The sequence below is a fragment of the Corynebacterium sp. J010B-136 genome, from assembly GCF_002967075.1.
Classification (GTDB): Bacteria; Actinomycetota; Actinomycetes; order Mycobacteriales; family Mycobacteriaceae; genus Corynebacterium.
Genome location: NZ_PUGE01000010.1, coordinates 1 through 16,835, shown reverse-complemented (window position 1 = coordinate 16,835; position 16,835 = coordinate 1). Strand labels below are relative to the sequence as shown.

Below are 16,835 nucleotides of genomic sequence, written 5' to 3'. Positions count from 1 at the left end.
GGTTAGTTCTTCTCCTTGATGACAAGCTCAGGGTGGTCTTCGAGAGTCTGGCGAACGTGGTCGATGTCTTTGTCACCGCGACCGGAAAGCGAGACCAGAATGTTGATGTCTTCGTCCTTGCGCTTGAGCGCATAAGCCAGCGCGTGTGAAGATTCGAGTGCTGGAATGATGCCCTCTTGTTGAGACAGCAGCTGGAAAGCTTCAAGTGCCTCAGCGTCAGTAATGCCGACGTACTTCGCGCGACCAGTAGCGTGCAAGTGCGCATGCTGTGGGCCTACGCCTGGGTAATCCAGTCCGGCGGAGATCGAGTAGGACTCCTCTACCTGGCCATCGCTATTGCGCATGAGGTAGCTGCGAGCGCCGTGCAAAATGCCGATGGTGCCATTGTTGATGGTTGCACCATGCTTGCCGGAGTCGAGGCCTTCTCCGCCGGGTTCAGCGCCGACAAGTTCCACGCCTTCTTCATCAATGAAATCTGCGAACATGCCAATGGCGTTGGAACCGCCACCCACACAGGCGACGACCAAGTCTGGCAGGCCGTCGATGCGCTCAAGCATCTGCGCCTTCGCCTCAGTGGAGATGACGCGGTGGAACTCACGCACGATCGTTGGGAATGGGTGTGGGCCAGCCGCTGTGCCGAGCAGGTAGTGCGACTCATGGAAGGTGGCGGTCCAGTCCCGTAGCGCCTCATTCACGGCGTCTTTTAGGGTGCCGGAGCCGGTATCGACGGGCACGACTTTAGCGCCCATGAGTTCCATGCGGAACACGTTGGGTTGCTGGCGTGCGACGTCTTTGGCGCCCATGTACACAACGCATTCAAGGTCTAAGAGTGCACATGCAAGAGCCGTAGCCGTGCCGTGCTGGCCCGCACCAGTTTCAGCGATGATGCGGGTCTTGCCCATGCGCTTAGCCAGGAGCGCCTGGCCTAAAACCTGGTTGGTCTTGTGTGCGCCGCCGTGGACAAGGTCTTCGCGCTTGAGGAAGATGCGCGCTTTGCCGCCGAGCTTATGGACCTCGGTGATAGGGGTTGGTCGGCCCAAGTAGTCACGCAGGAGGTCTGCGAGTTCCTTTTGGAAAGACTCATCCTCCATGGCATCCACGAAGGCTTTTTCGAGTTGGTCTAATGCGGGGATGAGAGATTCTGGAACAAACTGTCCGCCGAATTCTCCAAAATACGCAGGAAGTAAGGTCTCCCGAGAAGTGTCAGTCATGGGTGGGTAATCCTTAGCGGTAGAAATTTCTGATGGTGGCAAATGCGCGTGCAATAAGGCCGGTGTCTTTGGTGCCCTTGATGGTTTCCAACCCGGAGTTCAGATCAACGCCGACAGTGCCAATGTTTAGTGCTTCTTCAATGTTATCCAGACCAATGCCGCCTGCAAGAAGTGCGGAATCTAAAACCTCAGCGGGAACGGTAGCCCAATCAAAGCTGGTGCCTGTTCCGCCGTCACCGGAGTCGAGAACAATGCGGTCGACGGCCTTGTCGGCAATGAGCGCTTGAGCCAGGGCCGGGCCATCGGCATGGCTCATGGAGACAGCGCGCCAGATCTGCAGGCCGCTCTCCTGCTCTGCGCCGAAGTCCAAGTCTTCATCCTTGGAGGATGCAACGGCGATTCCGGAGTCACGGACTTCTTGAACTACGGCGTGGATGTAGTCCAGCTCTGCTTCGATGCTGCCTTGGTAGGGAGCGTGCAGCTGGAGCGCTTCTACCCCATCGATGGCGGCTAGCTCTGCCCAACCTTCGGTGCGGCGTGAGACGGCAACGTAGTCCAGATCGGGTTCATGCGCGATGATATCTTCGGCGGTTTCACGTGAAACATTGCGTGGAGAAGCCTCTTCAAAGACGAGACCACCATAGACAGCTCCGGCGGCACGCGCGGCTTGTGCAGCCGACCAAGTGGTCAACCCACACACCTTATTTTCGCCATACACGAGTGCGCGAGCCGCCTGATCGATATCCGGTGCCGAAGTAAGCTGCGAGCCCACCAGGTAGGCATTGGAGTGACTGCCCAGGCTGCGCACGGTCTTGTTATCACGAATGCCAGATTCAGACACCACTACGGAACCTTCAGGCAAAAGCGCGCTCAAGGTCTTCGAGCGGGTCAGATCGATGCTGAGGTCGTGCAGGTTGCGGTGGTTGATGCCAAAGATCTTCGCGCCCAAACGAATGGCGCGCTCAGTTTCTTCGACATCGATGACCTCGGTAAGGACATCAAGGCCCAGCCGGTGTGCTTCATCCTGCAGGCGGGTGTATTCCTCATCGTCGAGGACAGAGAGCATCAGCAAGATAGCATCAGCGCCGAAGTAGCGGGCCGCGTGAATCTGCACTTCATCAACGATGAAATCCTTGCACAGCACAGGCAGGTGCGTAGACAAAGCAACGGTTTGTAGGTGGTCATAGTCGCCACCGAAGCGCACAGGTTCGCACAACACGGAGATGCCAGCGGCATAACGTGAGTAGGTACGTGCGATGGCACCGGGCTCGTAGTGCTCACGGATGAGACCTAAGGAAGGAGATGAAGACTTGCACTCCATGATGAAGGCATTGGTTGCGCCGTGCAGGTTGTCATACAGCGAGCGCGTAGAGCGCGGCAGGTTGGAAACATCGACGTGTGCAATTCGCTTGGCGATGTCTCCTAAGTGCGTGCGCCGGGTCTCCACAATATTTTCTAGAACCGTGGGTAATTGATGATTACTTGGCATAGTTAGCCTCCTCGTGGCGCTGCAACCAATCTTTCACGGTGCCATCGGCAAGCAAACCGAGCGCCTTGTCGGTGCCTTCCTTGTAGCTATCAGCGTGGCCGGTGAGGTAGAACATGGCGCCGGCGTTCGCGGCGATCGCATCGCGGTGTGCTGCTGGTGCGGTGTTATTGAAGACCTGGCGCAGTGCCTTGGCGTTTTCGGCGCCGTCACCACCGGTGAGGTCGGCAAGTTGGTGGGTGCCCACACCGAAATCGTCTGGGGTTACGGTGTACTCTTCGATTTCGCCGTCGCGTAGTTCCCACACCTGGGTTGGGCCGTGCACAGCGATTTCGTCGGTGCCTGCGCCGTGCATGACGATGGCGCGGCCGCGGCCTAATTCTTTAAAGACCTCAGCGATGGTGCGGCCCAGCTTTGGGTTGGCAACGCCCATGATCTGAAACTCTGGGCTTGCTGGGGAAAGGATGGGGCCCAGCGAGTTGAAGATCGTGGGTACCTTCAGCGCGCGGCGCACGGGCATGACGTGCGCGACCGCTGGGTGGTACGCCGGTGCGTAGAGAAAGGTAAAGCCAGATTCCTCGAACTGGCGCACAGCACGGTCAACGTCCAAATCCAGTGGGATGTTGAGAGCTTCTAGTGCATCCGCGGAGCCAGACTTAGAAGATACGGAACGGTTGCCGCATTTGACGACCTTCGCTCCCCCAGCGCCGAGCACCAGCGATGCGCCGGTGGAGATGTTGATGGTATTGGTGCCATCACCGCCCGTGCCAGCGGAGTCCATGATGCCTTTGCCTGTAATCGGGAAAGGACGTGAGGCGTTGAGGAAGGCTTTGGCTGCGCCAGCCAGATCCGCGAAGGTTTCGCCGCGGGTGCGGATGGTGGCCAGCAGTGCAGCGATATGGATGTCGTCATAATCGCCGTTGCTCAGCGGGTTAAAGACCTCTTGGGCCTCCTCCACCGTGGGCGCGGGGTTGTCGAGGAATTTCATTAATACATTCAGTGGTGCTGCCATGAGGGGGAGGCATCCTTTCTAGTTCTTAATAGATACTTTAATAAATATGGTTTAACGTGCGGTTAATGGTGTGCTTAGAGCACGCTTTTCGATGCCAATTGCTCCACACAGCGCTCCAACATGATGGGGCCGGCGGGTGTCAGTACTGACTCCGGGTGGAATTGCAGACCGAGTGCTGTGCCGTCGGTGGTTTCGGCGGCCATCACGATGTCATCGATGTATCCCAATGCGCGCAGACCTTCTGGCAACTGCGTGCAGCCCAGGGAGTGATAACGCGCAATCGGAACCTGGGTGCCCACGTAATCGGGTTGGTCTGGTTCCACGTCCGTAGTCAGTCCATGGAAGACGGGGTGCTGTGCTCCCTCACTGGTGAGCACCATCGTGTCGGTGGAGCCGTGGACGGGTCCGCATGGTGTGACCTTTCCACCGTGGTATTCCAAGAGTGCTTGGAAGCCGAGGCAGATACCGAGTAGTGGAATCTTGCCCAAGACGGTGTCGATGAGTTCCATCATGCATCCGGCATCAGTGGGGTGTCCGGGTCCTGGGGAGAGCACAATCAAGTCGGGCGACTCATCGAGGATTTCCGTCACTGTGACGGTATTGCGCATAACTACGGTGTCATAGCCAGAAAGGGCGTCAACAAGGTTATAAACGAAAGAATCGTGATTATCGAGAAGTAAAACCTTAGGCTTGTTGCCTGGGTTGGTTTCTACGGTCTTGGTTTCCATAGTGCTCATCGGACGACCTCCAGGGTGGCGTTGTTGGCTGCAGCAATTGCATGTAATACCGCGTATGCCTTGTGCAATGTTTCATCGGCTTCAGATTGTGGAACGGAGTCGCGAACAACGCCGGCGCCGGCTTGCACGATCGCCGTGTCATTTTTGATGTAGGCGGAACGAATAACGATGCAGTTATCCATGGAGCCATCCCCGCGCAGGTACCCCACTGCCCCACCATAAGAACCGCGGCGTTTATTTTCGGTGTCGCGCACTAGTTCCATCGCGCGCAGTTTCGGCGCACCGGTGAGCGTGCCCATGTTCATACACGCGCGGTAGGCATCAATCGCGTCGAAGTCAGGGTGCAGTTCTGCCACCACGCGGGAGACCAAGTGCATCACGCGGGAGTAGCGGTCTACTTGCAACAGATCCGCCACGCGCCGGGTTCCAGGAACCGCAACTCGCGCTAAGTCATTGCGCGCGAGGTCAACCAGCATGGTGTGCTCGGCGAGCTCCTTGGTATCGGTGCGCATATCCAGCTCATTGCGGATATCTAATTCATGCGTTGCACCGCGTGGACGGGTACCGGCGATGGGATAGAGCTGCACCTCGCGGGTATTAGCATCAAATTTCAGGTTGGACTCAGGGGATGCACCAATGAGTTCATAATCTGCGCCGCGGATATAGAACATATAGGGCGAAGGGTTGGTCTCGCGTAGCTTCCGGTAAGCAGCGAAAGCATCTGGGCACTCCATGGAGAAAGACCGTGCTGGCACAACCTGGTAAATATCGCCCTCGTAGATATTCTTCTGCAGGTTGCTCACGTGTTCGCGGAAGTCCTTATCCAAGATATCCGCGGTGACGGTCACGGTTTTCTCTTCGGCAACCTCGGTGGTTTCGGCCAGGGGGGCATCGACAAGCTTTTGTGCTTTGTCCAGATACTCATCTAAGCGCGCTTGCAGCGCAGCATCATTAACATCGACGCCGTGGATAACGATGCTGTGGTTGAGGTGATCAACGTGCAACACAGTCTGCGCCACGATGAACTCATAGTCCGGGTATTCATTGTTGCTCTCTGGCACCTCAGGGAGCACCTCAAAAGTATCGAGGTAATCATAGGCAAAGCCGCCGCCTAGAAAGGGCAACATTTCATGTGAATAACCTGCATATAACTGCAGCTTACGCAGGACTTCTGCATTGGAAATGGCCTTCAGGCGCCGGCGTTCATCACTATCGGTAGGGCGCTGGAATTCAAACTCCCCTGCCCCGACGCGGTGCTCAGAAAGCTGTTCTTCTAGGCGCTCGAGCATCGCTTGCCCGGTGGGGGTAAGAACCTCAGCGTATACACGCTGACCGCGGCAGGTGACCTTGAGTGCGGCATCTAGAACAGCAAGGCACTGCACATTCTTCTTGGATTCAATATCTGCTGATTCCAGCAGCATGGAATCATGTGTGGTGGCTAGGGCATCAAATAATGCAGCGGCATCCGTATAGTACGGGAGCTGCCGTGATGCGGTAGAAAATCCGGTCATAGCTATCTATCTTTCGCGACTGTGTTTTTGAGAGATTTAATATTTTTATCTCGCAGTTCGCGGGTCTATACCGGTTTATGTCCCTTAAGACAACGAAAAGGCCCGCATACTGCGAGCCTGGTTTTAAGGAAAGCTTTAAAGAAGGAAGCTTAAATGGGCCCGCGTGTTACGCGCGCCACCACCAAAGATTAACGGTGCTTAACTTCTTCATGAAACACACTGTAGCACTACCTCTTCAAAAATGGGATACGGATCCCGAATTTAATTCTTTTCTCCCCGGCTCATACTCACTACTGCTAAGCATTGCCCATCCAATTCATTACAATTCAAGACCTCAAAATGTGTCTTGAAATGCTGATATTCAAACATAGCACTTAACTCCGTACTTAACATAGTACTTTTACTCCGGATTACTATGTTAAGTACTATGTTGAGTGTTATGTTCCGGGCGCGGGGAATCCTGGGTCCGTTCTGCCATAGGTAGATACCCCCAGTCGGGGCTAGAATGTCAAATATTTACTGACCGTAAAGACGGTTTGGGCGAGGCGTGAATAAAAGACTGGCGTAGCTATGAGCTGCATGTTATGTGACTTGCATTACGCAAGCTTGGGGATTGGGTGAAGAATTCAGCCGTATAGAGCCTGAATTAATTTGTTGAAAGAGTATTGAAACCCCTGCTTAACCGATATGTTTAGAACTACCCTACTGGTTTTGCAGAAGGAAGCGCCGTGGTGCACCAACTGGCGCCACCGTTTCCTGTGAACTCCCTTCAACACATAAGGAAGCTCTCAATATGAGAATTAATCGAATCTCCAAGCCCTCCCGCATGACTTCGGTCATCGCTGCTATTTCTGCGACTGCCCTCGTGCTCGCCGGCTGTTCATCGGAAAGCGGCGATGACGCTGCTGGCGATAACGCTGGCGGCGAAGGTGCATCGGAAAGCTATTCCATCGGCATCAACCAGCTTGTGCAGCACCCGGCACTGGATGCCAGCGCCGCAGGCTTCAAGGCCGCGTTTGAAGACGCCGGCGTCGAAGTGGAATGGGATGAGCAAAACGCCAACGGCGAGCAGTCCACCGCGGTGACCATCGCGCAGCAGATGGCCAATGCTGATCACGATCTGTACTTGGCTATTGCTACCCCAGCCGCGCAGGCGATGGCGCAGTCCATCAAGGACGCTCCCCTGCTCTTTACCGCTGTCACTGACCCAGAGGCAGCAGAGTTGGTAGATTCCAACGATGCACCTGGCGCAAACGTCACCGGCACCTCCGACATCGCACCGATTTCGGACCAGGTGGATCTGCTGAAGGAACTGGTCCCGGATGCGAAGACCGTTGGTGTTGTCTACGCTTCCGGTGAGGTCAACTCCCAGGTGCAGGTGGATGAACTGACCTCTGTTGCGGGCGAGTCTGATATTGATGTGAAGTCCCAGACCGTGACTTCCGTGACTGAAATCCCGCAGGCGGTGCAGGCGCTTGGCGATGTCGATGCCATCTACGTCCCAACTGACAACATGGTGGTCTCCGGTATTGCTTCTTTGATCAACGTGGCCAATGAGAAGCAGATCCCAGTCATCGGCGCTGAGGCCGGCACCGTTGAGGGTGGCGCTGCTGCAACCTTGGGTATTGACTACGAGCAGCTGGGACGCCAGACCGGTGAGATGGCGCTGCGCATCCTGCAAGATGGCGAAGAGCCAGCGTCTACACCTGTGGAATCCGCGAAGGAATTTACCTACGTGGTCAACCCAGAAGCCGCTGAGGCACAGGGCATTGAGATTCCAGAAGCGATTTTGGAAGAAGCTGAAACCGTATGATCGGTGCAGTTGAGCTCGGACTCCTTTATGCCGTGATGGCGGTAGGCGTCTACCTCACCTTCCGAGTTCTAGATTTCCCTGACCTAACCGTTGACGGCAGTTTCACCACCGGTGCTGCTGCCGCCGGCGTACTCATTACTAACGGTGTTAATCCCATCCTGGCTACGGGCGTGGGTTTCGTTGCAGGCTTTATCGCCGGCATCATCACCGGACTGTTACACACCAAGGGCAAGATTGACGGCCTGCTCGCCGGTATCTTGACCATGATTGGCTTGTGGTCAATCAACCTGCGCATTATGGGCGGCGCGAATATCCCGCTGCTGAGCCAAGACTCCGTGTTTACCCCGCTCGATAGCATCAAAAATGACTGGGCTGTCGTCGGCCTGTTGGTCGTTGGTGCAATTGCGCTAGTGGCACTCATCGTGTGGTTCCTGTCCACCGACCTCGGCCTGGCGCTGCGCGCGACCGGTGATAATCAACAGATGATTACCTCCTTCGGTGTCTCCACTGACTTCACCAAGACGCTGACCCTCGCGCTGTCGAATGGCCTGGTTGGCCTGTGTGGCGCGTTGATTGCGCAGTTCCAGGGCTTTGCGGATATCTCCATGGGTGTCGGCCTCATCCTGGTCGGTCTGGCCTCGGTCATTGTCGGCCAGGCTGTTATCCCGCAGCGTCGCCTGTGGCTGATTGTCGGCTCGGTTGCGCTGGGCTCCATCCTCTACCGCCTGATTATCTACGTGGCACTGACGGTCGGCCTGAATCCGAACGACATGAAGTTGATTACCGCAGTGCTTGTCATCGCCGCGCTGCTGCTTCCGAAGCTGACCGGCCGGACGCCGAAAGTCGCCGGGAGGAAGGTAGCCAATGCTTAAGATCGATAGCATTTCCAAAACCTTCTTCGCCGGCACAGCCAACGAACGCAAAGCGCTTGTCGATGTCTCCTTAAACCTTGCCCCCGGTGATTTCGTCACCGTGATTGGATCTAATGGTGCCGGCAAATCTACTCTGCTCAACTCGATTTCAGGTCGGTTGATTGTTGATTCCGGAACCATTTCCATCGAGGGCAAGAATGTGTCCCGCCAACCTGAGCATAAACGCGCGAAGGTTGTTGGCCGCGTCTTCCAGGACCCGATGGCGGGTACTGCCCCGAATCTCACCATTGAAGAAAACCTGTCGCTCGCGTACTTGCGCGGCAAGGGCCGTGGGCTTTCTTTGGGGCTCAACTCCAAGCGCCGCGCATTCTTCCGCGAGCAGCTTGAAAGCCTAGAACTTGGCCTCGAAGACCGCATGGGCTCCAAGGTGGGTCTGCTTTCTGGTGGTCAGCGTCAGGCGCTCAGCCTTCTCATGGCGGGCTTTACCAACCCTGATGTCATGCTGCTCGATGAGCACACCGCAGCGCTGGACCCACAACGTGCCGAGCTGGTCACCACCCTGACGGAACGCATTGTCTCCCAAGGTAACCTGACCACTTTGATGGTCACCCACAACATGGCGCAAGCCATCCAGGTGGGCAACCGACTCATTATGATGCACGACGGCAAGATCATCTATGAGGCTTCCGAAGATCAAAAGCAAAAGCTCACCGTGCAAGACCTCATGTCGGAATTTGCCAAGATTAAAGGCGGAACCTCCGACCGCACGCTGTTGCAGTAGACGAAGTTAAAACTTCGTCCTTAGATCCAGTCTTCGCTCCCCACGGGCGAGACTGGATTTTTCTATGGCACTGTATTCAACGCCGCGTGCAGGCGCAGTGCTGCATGCAAACAGGTGGACTCCCAGCCATCATCAAGCACGCCTTCGGGCAGTACCGCCCGGGCCTTCTCCAAGCGGTAGTGCAAAGTGGCGCGGTGAATAAATAGGTTATCTGCGGTGGCGGTGACATTACGAGCATTATCTAAATACTCCAATACCGTCTCCCATAATGATTGGGACCCCTCAGCAATCAGGGCTGTCGCCGCTGGGGAAATCGCGCTGACGGTAGCGGGTGTAAGCTCCCAGCCCAACAACAAGCGCCAAGCACCGGAATCCTCCCATGTGAGAGTCTCTTGCCCCAACAAGGCCGCTACCGTGGCGATGAAACTGGCGCGCCGGGCTGTATTGCGGGCGCCGCTTAACTCATTGATTGTCGATGTTCCACGTGAAACAATCACGGCGCCGACGGCGACTGAGGCGGCCTGGAGGGCATCGAAAAGCGACTGCGATGCGGCCTCATCGTCTGAGCGCTCGACGATGGTCAACCCATCGTGATTATCCGTGACGAGGAAAGGCCGACGGCGCCGAAAGCGCAGCAATTCCAACATGAGCCGCTCAGGTGCATCTGTGGTGACTGCAGCTTCGGCGGCCTCACGGATGGTGAGCTGATGAATACGGATGGCGCCGCGCCGCGGCAGGAAGTTATTGTCCACCGCGTGCGCGAGCGACCCATCTAGACCCAAGGTGACATCGCGGGCTATCTCGCGCATCTCTGCTACCCGTCGCAAGAAGGTTTCATCGCGCGCGGCCATCAGGTCAATAATTGGCTGGCGATAGCTGGTGATGATCTCTAAGTCCGCTTCACTAATGGCTGGTGAGTCAATGAGCCAGATATGTCCGCACAGCTTCTCCCCTTCCCACAGCGGAACGCACAGGCGGGGAAGCAAATCGAACTCTTTATGTGCGGGCACGCGCACGGGATCGCGGGATTCCTGCACGCCATTGGCAACCAGCCACGGGATGGGTTCCGGGTTGGGTTCGCGGTGCAGGACATTAAATACCCGCTCATTATCGACTTCGCCGTATTGCGGGCTGGAGCAAAAGGCATAGAAGGCCGGCGTATCAACCTGGACGGAGCGTTGGAGCTTGCTAGCTAGCTCATCGACCAAAGATTGAATCTGACCGAGCTGGGCTGCGCGGGGTGTTGCTTGTGGCGTGGAGGAATCCATGGCTCAAAGTCTGGCACATTTTGACATTCGTCGAAGAAATTCACGCTTTTTGTCTAGTGACTTTGAAAGTGATGTGCAGCACAATAGATGTTAATGCAGGATAATGCCGTCACTGGCAAGAAAGTTGAGGACAAGACGATGCGCACTACCGTAGGTGAATTCATCATTAGGCGGTTGAAAGAACTGGGGATTGAGCACATCATTGGTGTGCCAGGAGATTTCAACTTGAGCTTCATTGAGCAGATTAATGAAGCAGAGAACATCGAATTCGTCGGCGCGTGTAATGAGCTCAACGCTGCTTACGCTGCCGATGGCTACGGCCGCCAGTCGGGTGTCGGCGCGCTGCTGACGACCTATGGCGTGGGTGAGCTCTCCGCGCTCAATGGCATCGCTGGCGCGCGCGCAGAGCACGTTCCCATGGTGAGCTTGGCCGGTTCCCCGCCGCTGTATTCCACGGAATATCGTTGGAACTTGCACCACTCGCTAGCAGATGGCGACTTTGAGAACATGCTGGATTCCATCCTGCCGTTCACCGGTGCAGCCGTGCGCATCACACCGATGAACGTGGTGGAAGAGCTAGACCGCGCGCTGCATATCTGCTTGCGCGAAAAGCGCCCAGTGCACATCCAGATCCCCTCGGATATCACCCACCTGGAAATCGAAGCGCCAGAAGAAGCATTAGACACGACGCTGCCAACTTCCGATGCCGAACGCCTCGAAGCCGCCACCGCCCGCGTGTTAGAGCGCATCGCCGAGGCGAAAAAGCCTGTCTTTCTCTTTGACCAGGACACCGATCGCCACGGTTTCACGGAGAAATTCCGCACCTTGGTGGATAAGCTGCAGATTCCTTATTCGCAGCTGACTTCCGGCAAAGGCGTGCTCTCTGAACGTGATGGCCTGTTCCTCGGTTCCTACAACGGCAAGGCTTCCGCGCCGGGTGTGCAGAAGATCGTGGAATCCGCTGACCTGCTCTTTACCACCAATCCACGTTTCATCGAGGTAAATTCCGGGTCTTTCACCCACCACCTGCCTGCTGAAGCCATCGTGAACTTCGGTGACCAGCACGTCAACGTCGGCGGTGAGTTCTTCGTCGGCATCAATACGCTTGAGCTTCTCGATGCCCTCATCGACCGCACCAAGGCTTCCCGCAAGAAGAAAAAGGAAGAATTCGTCTATGACGAGTGGGAGATTGACGCCGAAGCACCACTAACCCATGCGCGCATGTGGCCACGCTTCATCCGTTTCTTAGAAGACGATGACACCGTGATTGCAGAGGCCGGAACCTCCCACATTGGTCTCACCCCAGAGCGTCTGCCTAAGGGGGCACGTTATATCAACTCCCCTATCTGGGGCGCTATTGGCTTTACCTTGCCCGCACTATTGGGCAGCATGCTGGCCAACCGCGACCGCCGCCACGTGCTCTTTATCGGCGATGGCTCCTTCCAGCTCACCGCCCAGGAACTCTCAACCATCCTGCGTGAAGACCTCAAGCCGATCATCGTGCTGGTCAACAACAAGGGCTACACCATCGAGCGCTATATCCTCGGCATGGAAGAAAAGTACAACGACATTGCCGATTGGCAGTACGCCAAGCTTCCGCAGGTCTTCGTACCGGATACCACGATGGTTTCCTACCAGGCGCGTACCGAAGGTGAACTTGAAGATGCATTGAGCAAGATTCAGGCTTCTGATGCTGGAGCTTTCCTCGAAGTCCACCTTGACGCTATGGATGCACCTGCTGGATTGAAGGCCTTTGGCCCGATGACCGCTGACTTCGACTTCGGCCCACGTGGTCCCCGCAATCCATAAGATGGGAATGGTTGCCCGCGGACTAGGATAAAGCTAGGTTTCGCGGCCACACCCTATAAACCTGCAGCGATTAATAAAGCACAAGAAAAGGTAGCTATAGATAATGATCCGGAAAGATCTGGAAAACCTCCCCGCTTATGTACCAGGCGCACGCATGGATGATGCCGTCAAGCTTTCATCCAATGAGTCCTCCTATGCCCCACTGCCTTCGGTAGCCAAGGCCATGAGCGAGGCGGCAACTGGCGTGAACCGCTACCCAGATATGGGTGCCGTTGAATTGCGCACCGCACTGGCGCGGCATTTAGGCGTGGATTTTGAACAGACCGCGGTGGGTACTGGTTCCTCCGCCCTGTGCCAGCAGCTGGTCCACGCCACCACCACTGCCGATAATGAGGTGGTTTTCCCATGGCGCAGCTTCGAGGCTTATCCAATCTTCGCGCAGGTCGTCGGCGCAACCCCCGTGCCTGTGGAGCTTACCCCTGAGCAGGGGCTGGATATGGATGGTCTCGCGGCCGCTATTACGGATAAGACCAGCCTGGTGTTTATCTGCAACCCGAATAATCCTTCCGGTACGACTATTAGCAACGACGAGTTTGAAGCCTTCATGGCCAAGGTTCCCGCGAATGTTGTGGTCGGATTAGACGAGGCTTATTTTGAGTACAACCGCGCTGAAAGTCAGCCGATTGGCACTGAGGTCATCGCAAAATACGACAACGTCGTGGGCCTGCGTACCTTCTCCAAGGCTTATGGCCTCGCCGGCGCCCGCGTGGGTTATGCGTTTGGCCCACGCAACCTCATTGAAGCCATCAACAAGGTAGCTATTCCTTTCTCAGTGAACTCTCTGGCGCAAGCAGGTGCGCTTGCGGCATTAGATGCCAAAGAAGAGCTTAAAGAGCGTATCGATGAAGCCGTCATCGCCCGCGAGCGCATCGCCAAAGCATTTGCCGATTGGGGCGCAATCGCCTCCGAAGCCAATTTCGTGTGGCTTCCCGCAGCCGCGCTTCCACTTCCTCCGCAAGAGCTCGCCGCCAAATTCGCCGAAGCTGGCGTACTCATTCGTGCCTTCCCGGAAGGCGTGCGTATTTCCACCACAACGGAAGAAGAAACCGATGTCTTGCTGAAGGCTTTTGAGTCCATCAAGGATTAATTTTTCACCACATTAAGGGTGCCGGAGGATTATCTCCCGGCACCCTTTAGTCTTTCATGACGACAGTGCTTTGGGGACTCGCAACCGCATGCAAACCGGAAGCTAAGTACTTGCGCTATGTATAAAATGTCCCAAAATATAAGAAACTCTAGCTCCTTCGGGGGTAAGCGAAAATGCCGTTTCTGTCACATTGCTGTGAGTTGAGTAAATACATGTTCGCTCTAGTCAGGACAATTTTTGCTCAACGTTTGTGACTATTGTGCCTCTTGTTAACTAAGTTTCAAGTTTTTAATTGCCTTCCTGAACTACTGCATTTAATGCATTTAAATTCGTAAATTGCACTATTTTGGGGGCGCAGATTTAGGTTAAAAATTTGCCTAGGATATGGCTGGTTCCCAACTTCTTTTGTTGGGCAAACGTTTGATGCTGGGACTTATCCCGATTCCCGGCCAGAACCTGCAGGAGATCTTGATGCATTCGCATTCCCCTAGTGTGTCCGCGCGGCTAATTCAAAAACGTAAATGGCTTCGTCTCGGCATCGCTACCCTAACCAGTACCGCCCTCGTTGGTGGCACTCTTGTTCCCGTTCCTACGAATAGCTTTTTCCAGCACTCGCTCGTGGCTGAGGCTGCTGCTCAGGAAGCAGTTCTTGCTCACGCCGAGGGTGAGGTCATTGATCTTTCCCTTTTGCGCGGATTCGTCCACGAAGATGACTTGGGTATTTTCGATGGTCTCGTTGAAGCTTTCCAAGCGCAGCAGTCTTTCACAGGGAACGAAAACAACAGCCCCGAAACCAGCCAGCTTAACGTGGAAGCGCTGCAGGATATTCGCCTCAACCTGGGTGGAATTACTCTCCCGCTTATCGATGATGGCTCCGGCAACGGTCTATTGCAGCTCGGCACCGAGGGCGTAGGCGCTTTGAGCGCTTATGCTTCTGCACCTGACGCAACCTCTGCTCACGCTGCTGCTGGCGTTGTTAATGAAGATGGCGCAATCAATGTTGATCCATCCCAAGGTGCCGGCAACGTCGAAACCAACCTGCAGCTCACCGCTGTCTTGGATCAGCTGGGCTTAGGTCCAATCACCGATACCATCGCCGATGACCTGGCTCTTCGCCTAGGCGCTGTCAGTTCCATGGCACAGGCTGAAGGCAACGAAGTTACCTCTGAATACGCGGTAGCTAATGCTGAGCTGTACCTGCACAGCCCGCTGGTTGAAGAAATCGGCGGCCTGGTCAAGCCTGGCGGACTTGGTGAAGATCTCGACAGCGTCGTCAATGGCCTTTTGGGTGAAGATGGACTTGTTGGCGGTCAGATCGTCGGGCTCGTAAGCGGACTGCTTACCGGCTTGGGCCTAGGTAGCGTTGAGATTAACGCGACCACGAATCTCGAGGCGGCACTCGATGAGTTGTTAGGTCAACCGCTGACCTCGGAGGATGAATTAGTCACCATTGACTTGCAGTCTGGTGAAGTCAAGGTAAACCTGGAAAAGCTGCATGGGGATAACCTCAGCAACCTAGAGCCCAACACGCCTTTAGTTAATGCAGAGCAACTCACTCGCATTACCTCCACCGTGGATGGCTTATTGAATTCGCTGAGTCAGCGGATCACGGACACGTTGAACAATGGGGTCTTAGACACTCATCTTCAAGTAAAACTCGAAGTGCGTGTTCCTCTTGTCGGCACCCTACTAGGGTCAGCCGAGATAAATGGCACTCTGGCACAAATTTTGGCTGACGATGTCGCGGTTACCGGTGGTGGGGTGCTTGATGTCGTGACCGGTGGTGTGCTTGCGGATATCGTTGATAGTTTAGTTAGCGGTTTGGGCTCAGTTCTGGGCAGCGTCGATGATCAGGGAAACCTTCAGGTCACCATCCTGAACGACATTATCGGCGATCTTTTGACACCGGTTAATTCCTTGCTGGGTGACGGCTCCGTCTTGGGGCTAAGCGGTTTGATCGATGAGGTTCTGAGCGAGGTTGCGCAGGTAACCGTCAACTACCAGACGAATGAGCTGATCGCAGAGCCTGGTTCTGTCGAAGGTCGTCCAAATGCTCGCCGCGGAACGCTGACTGATCCTTCCGCAGATTTCAGCGTTGTACCTATTCGTGCACAAGTTCTTCCTTTGGGCACCGACGGCGGAGTTGTTGATCTTCCGCTGGCACGTTCAACGGTAAAAGCGACCGATATTGATGACCCTATTCTCAACGCTCCAGAGCTTCTAGGCATCGATCCGAACCAAGGGCCTCGTTCCGGCGGTAATGAAGTTACGTTGACCGGTACAAACCTCGCAGGTATTGACACGATCTACATCAATGACACCGCGATTACTGACTTTGAGCTCGATGCTGAAGCTGGAACCGCAACCTTCGTAGCACCACCATGGGCCGAGCTTAATACTACCCAAGACGAGGTTGAGGTCTCCGTAGCTACCGACGGTGATCGATCGGAGCCACTGGACTATACCTATATTGACGGCGCCCCTATTGCTGAGGACCATAACCCAGGCTACGATTACGTCTTCATTAAAGCAGGTCAAACTCTGCCTGTAGAACAGATTGGAGACACGGATCTTCCTGAGGGTACAGAGTTTGAGATTGCCCCAGGTTGGACGGGTCCTTCTGGTTGGACGATCTCCATCACGGACCCTGCTACGGGTGATCTTGAGATCACCGCACCAGAAGGTGCATTCCCAGGTACTGTTTTCCGAGTCCCAGTCATCGCAACATACCCAGATGGGTCAACCGATGATCTCCGCGCGCGCGTAAATGTCGTCATGTCTCCGTTTGAGATTGTTGAAACTATCCCAGGCGATACCTCGATCACCATTCGTTTTTCTGATGGAACTGTAATTGAAGTTCCTTATGGTGAAGCTGGCCAAGATGGTCAAGACGGCCAGGATGGTTTGACCCCACAGGTTGGTGAAAACGGTAACTGGTGGATTGGTGAGATCGATACTGGTGTGCCCGCCACCGGCGCTGATGGTGAAGATGGCGCTGATGGGGAATCCGTAGAAATCGTGTCCAACACTGTGGACCCAGAGACTGGAACCATCACCATTGTCTTCTCTGATGGCAATACAATTGTGATTCCTGCTGGTCAGGATGGTAGCGATGGTGAGTCGATTACTGTCGTTGGCCAGGAGGTTAACGCTGATGGTGATTTGGAGATTGAGTTCTCTGATGGAAC

Annotated in this window: 12 protein-coding genes; 6 read left to right on the top strand and 6 right to left on the bottom strand. The window is 55.3% G+C overall.

What is annotated here, in order from left to right; all coding sequences use genetic code 11:
* Positions 1 to 2 precede the first annotated feature (2 nt).
* The 5 genes from trpB to C5Y44_RS12410 form a co-directional block, all read right to left on the bottom strand.
* Complete coding sequence (gene trpB / locus C5Y44_RS12430) at positions 3 to 1,211, bottom strand: tryptophan synthase subunit beta (RefSeq protein ID WP_105325226.1); 1,209 nt, start codon at positions 1,209 to 1,211, stop codon at positions 3 to 5.
* Positions 1,212 to 1,224: 13 nt separating this feature from the next.
* Positions 1,225 to 2,700, bottom strand: a complete 1,476-nt coding sequence (trpCF, locus tag C5Y44_RS12425) for a bifunctional indole-3-glycerol-phosphate synthase TrpC/phosphoribosylanthranilate isomerase TrpF (RefSeq protein WP_105325225.1) — start codon at positions 2,698 to 2,700, stop codon at positions 1,225 to 1,227.
* Positions 2,690 to 3,709, bottom strand: coding sequence for an anthranilate phosphoribosyltransferase (trpD, locus tag C5Y44_RS12420; protein WP_105325224.1), 1,020 nt, complete (start codon positions 3,707 to 3,709; stop codon positions 2,690 to 2,692). The genes trpCF and trpD overlap by 11 nt, the downstream gene beginning before the upstream one ends.
* Before the next feature lie 74 nt (positions 3,710 to 3,783).
* Positions 3,784 to 4,446, bottom strand: a complete 663-nt coding sequence (locus C5Y44_RS12415; RefSeq protein WP_105325223.1) for an anthranilate synthase component II — start codon at positions 4,444 to 4,446, stop codon at positions 3,784 to 3,786.
* Entirely contained in the window at positions 4,443 to 5,957 is a 1,515-nt protein-coding gene (locus tag C5Y44_RS12410) for an anthranilate synthase component 1 (protein WP_105325222.1), read from the bottom strand. Before C5Y44_RS12410 ends, C5Y44_RS12415 begins: the two co-directional genes overlap by 4 nt.
* A gap of 793 nt (positions 5,958 to 6,750) precedes the next feature.
* Here C5Y44_RS12410 and C5Y44_RS12405 point away from each other — a divergent pair.
* Genes C5Y44_RS12405 through C5Y44_RS12395 form a run of 3 tightly spaced genes read left to right on the top strand, consistent with a single transcriptional unit; the run spans position 6,751 to position 9,423 of the window.
* Positions 6,751 to 7,770, top strand: a complete 1,020-nt coding sequence (locus C5Y44_RS12405) for an ABC transporter substrate-binding protein (RefSeq protein WP_105325221.1) — start codon at positions 6,751 to 6,753, stop codon at positions 7,768 to 7,770.
* Complete coding sequence (locus C5Y44_RS12400) at positions 7,767 to 8,642, top strand: ABC transporter permease (RefSeq protein ID WP_105325220.1); 876 nt, start codon at positions 7,767 to 7,769, stop codon at positions 8,640 to 8,642. Before C5Y44_RS12405 ends, C5Y44_RS12400 begins: the two co-directional genes overlap by 4 nt.
* The gene (locus C5Y44_RS12395; RefSeq protein ID WP_105325219.1) at positions 8,635 to 9,423 is read left to right on the top strand and encodes an ABC transporter ATP-binding protein; all 789 of its coding nucleotides are present in this window, start codon (positions 8,635 to 8,637) and stop codon (positions 9,421 to 9,423) included. The genes C5Y44_RS12400 and C5Y44_RS12395 overlap by 8 nt, the downstream gene beginning before the upstream one ends.
* A gap of 62 nt (positions 9,424 to 9,485) precedes the next feature.
* Here the strand turns inward: C5Y44_RS12395 and C5Y44_RS12390 are convergent, their stop codons facing one another.
* Positions 9,486 to 10,691, bottom strand: a complete 1,206-nt coding sequence (locus C5Y44_RS12390; RefSeq protein WP_105325218.1) for a helix-turn-helix domain-containing protein — start codon at positions 10,689 to 10,691, stop codon at positions 9,486 to 9,488.
* Between the two features lie 138 nt (positions 10,692 to 10,829).
* Here C5Y44_RS12390 and C5Y44_RS12385 point away from each other — a divergent pair, with 138 nt between their 5' ends.
* The 3 genes from C5Y44_RS12385 to C5Y44_RS12375 form a co-directional block, all read left to right on the top strand.
* Positions 10,830 to 12,500, top strand: a complete 1,671-nt coding sequence (locus C5Y44_RS12385) for an alpha-keto acid decarboxylase family protein (protein WP_105325274.1) — start codon at positions 10,830 to 10,832, stop codon at positions 12,498 to 12,500.
* Positions 12,501 to 12,603: 103 nt separating this feature from the next.
* The gene (gene hisC, locus C5Y44_RS12380) at positions 12,604 to 13,647 is read left to right on the top strand and encodes a histidinol-phosphate transaminase (protein WP_105325217.1); all 1,044 of its coding nucleotides are present in this window, start codon (positions 12,604 to 12,606) and stop codon (positions 13,645 to 13,647) included.
* Between the two features lie 384 nt (positions 13,648 to 14,031).
* Positions 14,032 to 16,835, top strand: a 2,804-nt coding sequence (locus tag C5Y44_RS12375; RefSeq protein WP_146108506.1) for a choice-of-anchor G family protein, incomplete at its 3' end; no start/stop codon positions are given.

Coding starts and splice junctions, on each gene's coding strand:
- C5Y44_RS12410 (WP_105325222.1), bottom strand. CDS start 5,957: ATGACCGGATTTTCTACCGCATCACGGCAGCTCCCGTACTATACGGAT.
- C5Y44_RS12405 (WP_105325221.1), top strand. CDS start 6,751: ATGAGAATTAATCGAATCTCCAAGCCCTCCCGCATGACTTCGGTCATC.
- trpCF (WP_105325225.1), bottom strand. CDS start 2,700: ATGCCAAGTAATCATCAATTACCCACGGTTCTAGAAAATATTGTGGAG.
- C5Y44_RS12395 (WP_105325219.1), top strand. CDS start 8,635: ATGCTTAAGATCGATAGCATTTCCAAAACCTTCTTCGCCGGCACAGCC.
- trpB (WP_105325226.1), bottom strand. CDS start 1,211: ATGACTGACACTTCTCGGGAGACCTTACTTCCTGCGTATTTTGGAGAA.
- C5Y44_RS12385 (WP_105325274.1), top strand. CDS start 10,830: ATGCGCACTACCGTAGGTGAATTCATCATTAGGCGGTTGAAAGAACTG.
- hisC (WP_105325217.1), top strand. CDS start 12,604: ATGATCCGGAAAGATCTGGAAAACCTCCCCGCTTATGTACCAGGCGCA.
- C5Y44_RS12415 (WP_105325223.1), bottom strand. CDS start 4,446: ATGAGCACTATGGAAACCAAGACCGTAGAAACCAACCCAGGCAACAAG.
- C5Y44_RS12400 (WP_105325220.1), top strand. CDS start 7,767: ATGATCGGTGCAGTTGAGCTCGGACTCCTTTATGCCGTGATGGCGGTA.
- trpD (WP_105325224.1), bottom strand. CDS start 3,709: ATGGCAGCACCACTGAATGTATTAATGAAATTCCTCGACAACCCCGCG.
- C5Y44_RS12390 (WP_105325218.1), bottom strand. CDS start 10,691: ATGGATTCCTCCACGCCACAAGCAACACCCCGCGCAGCCCAGCTCGGT.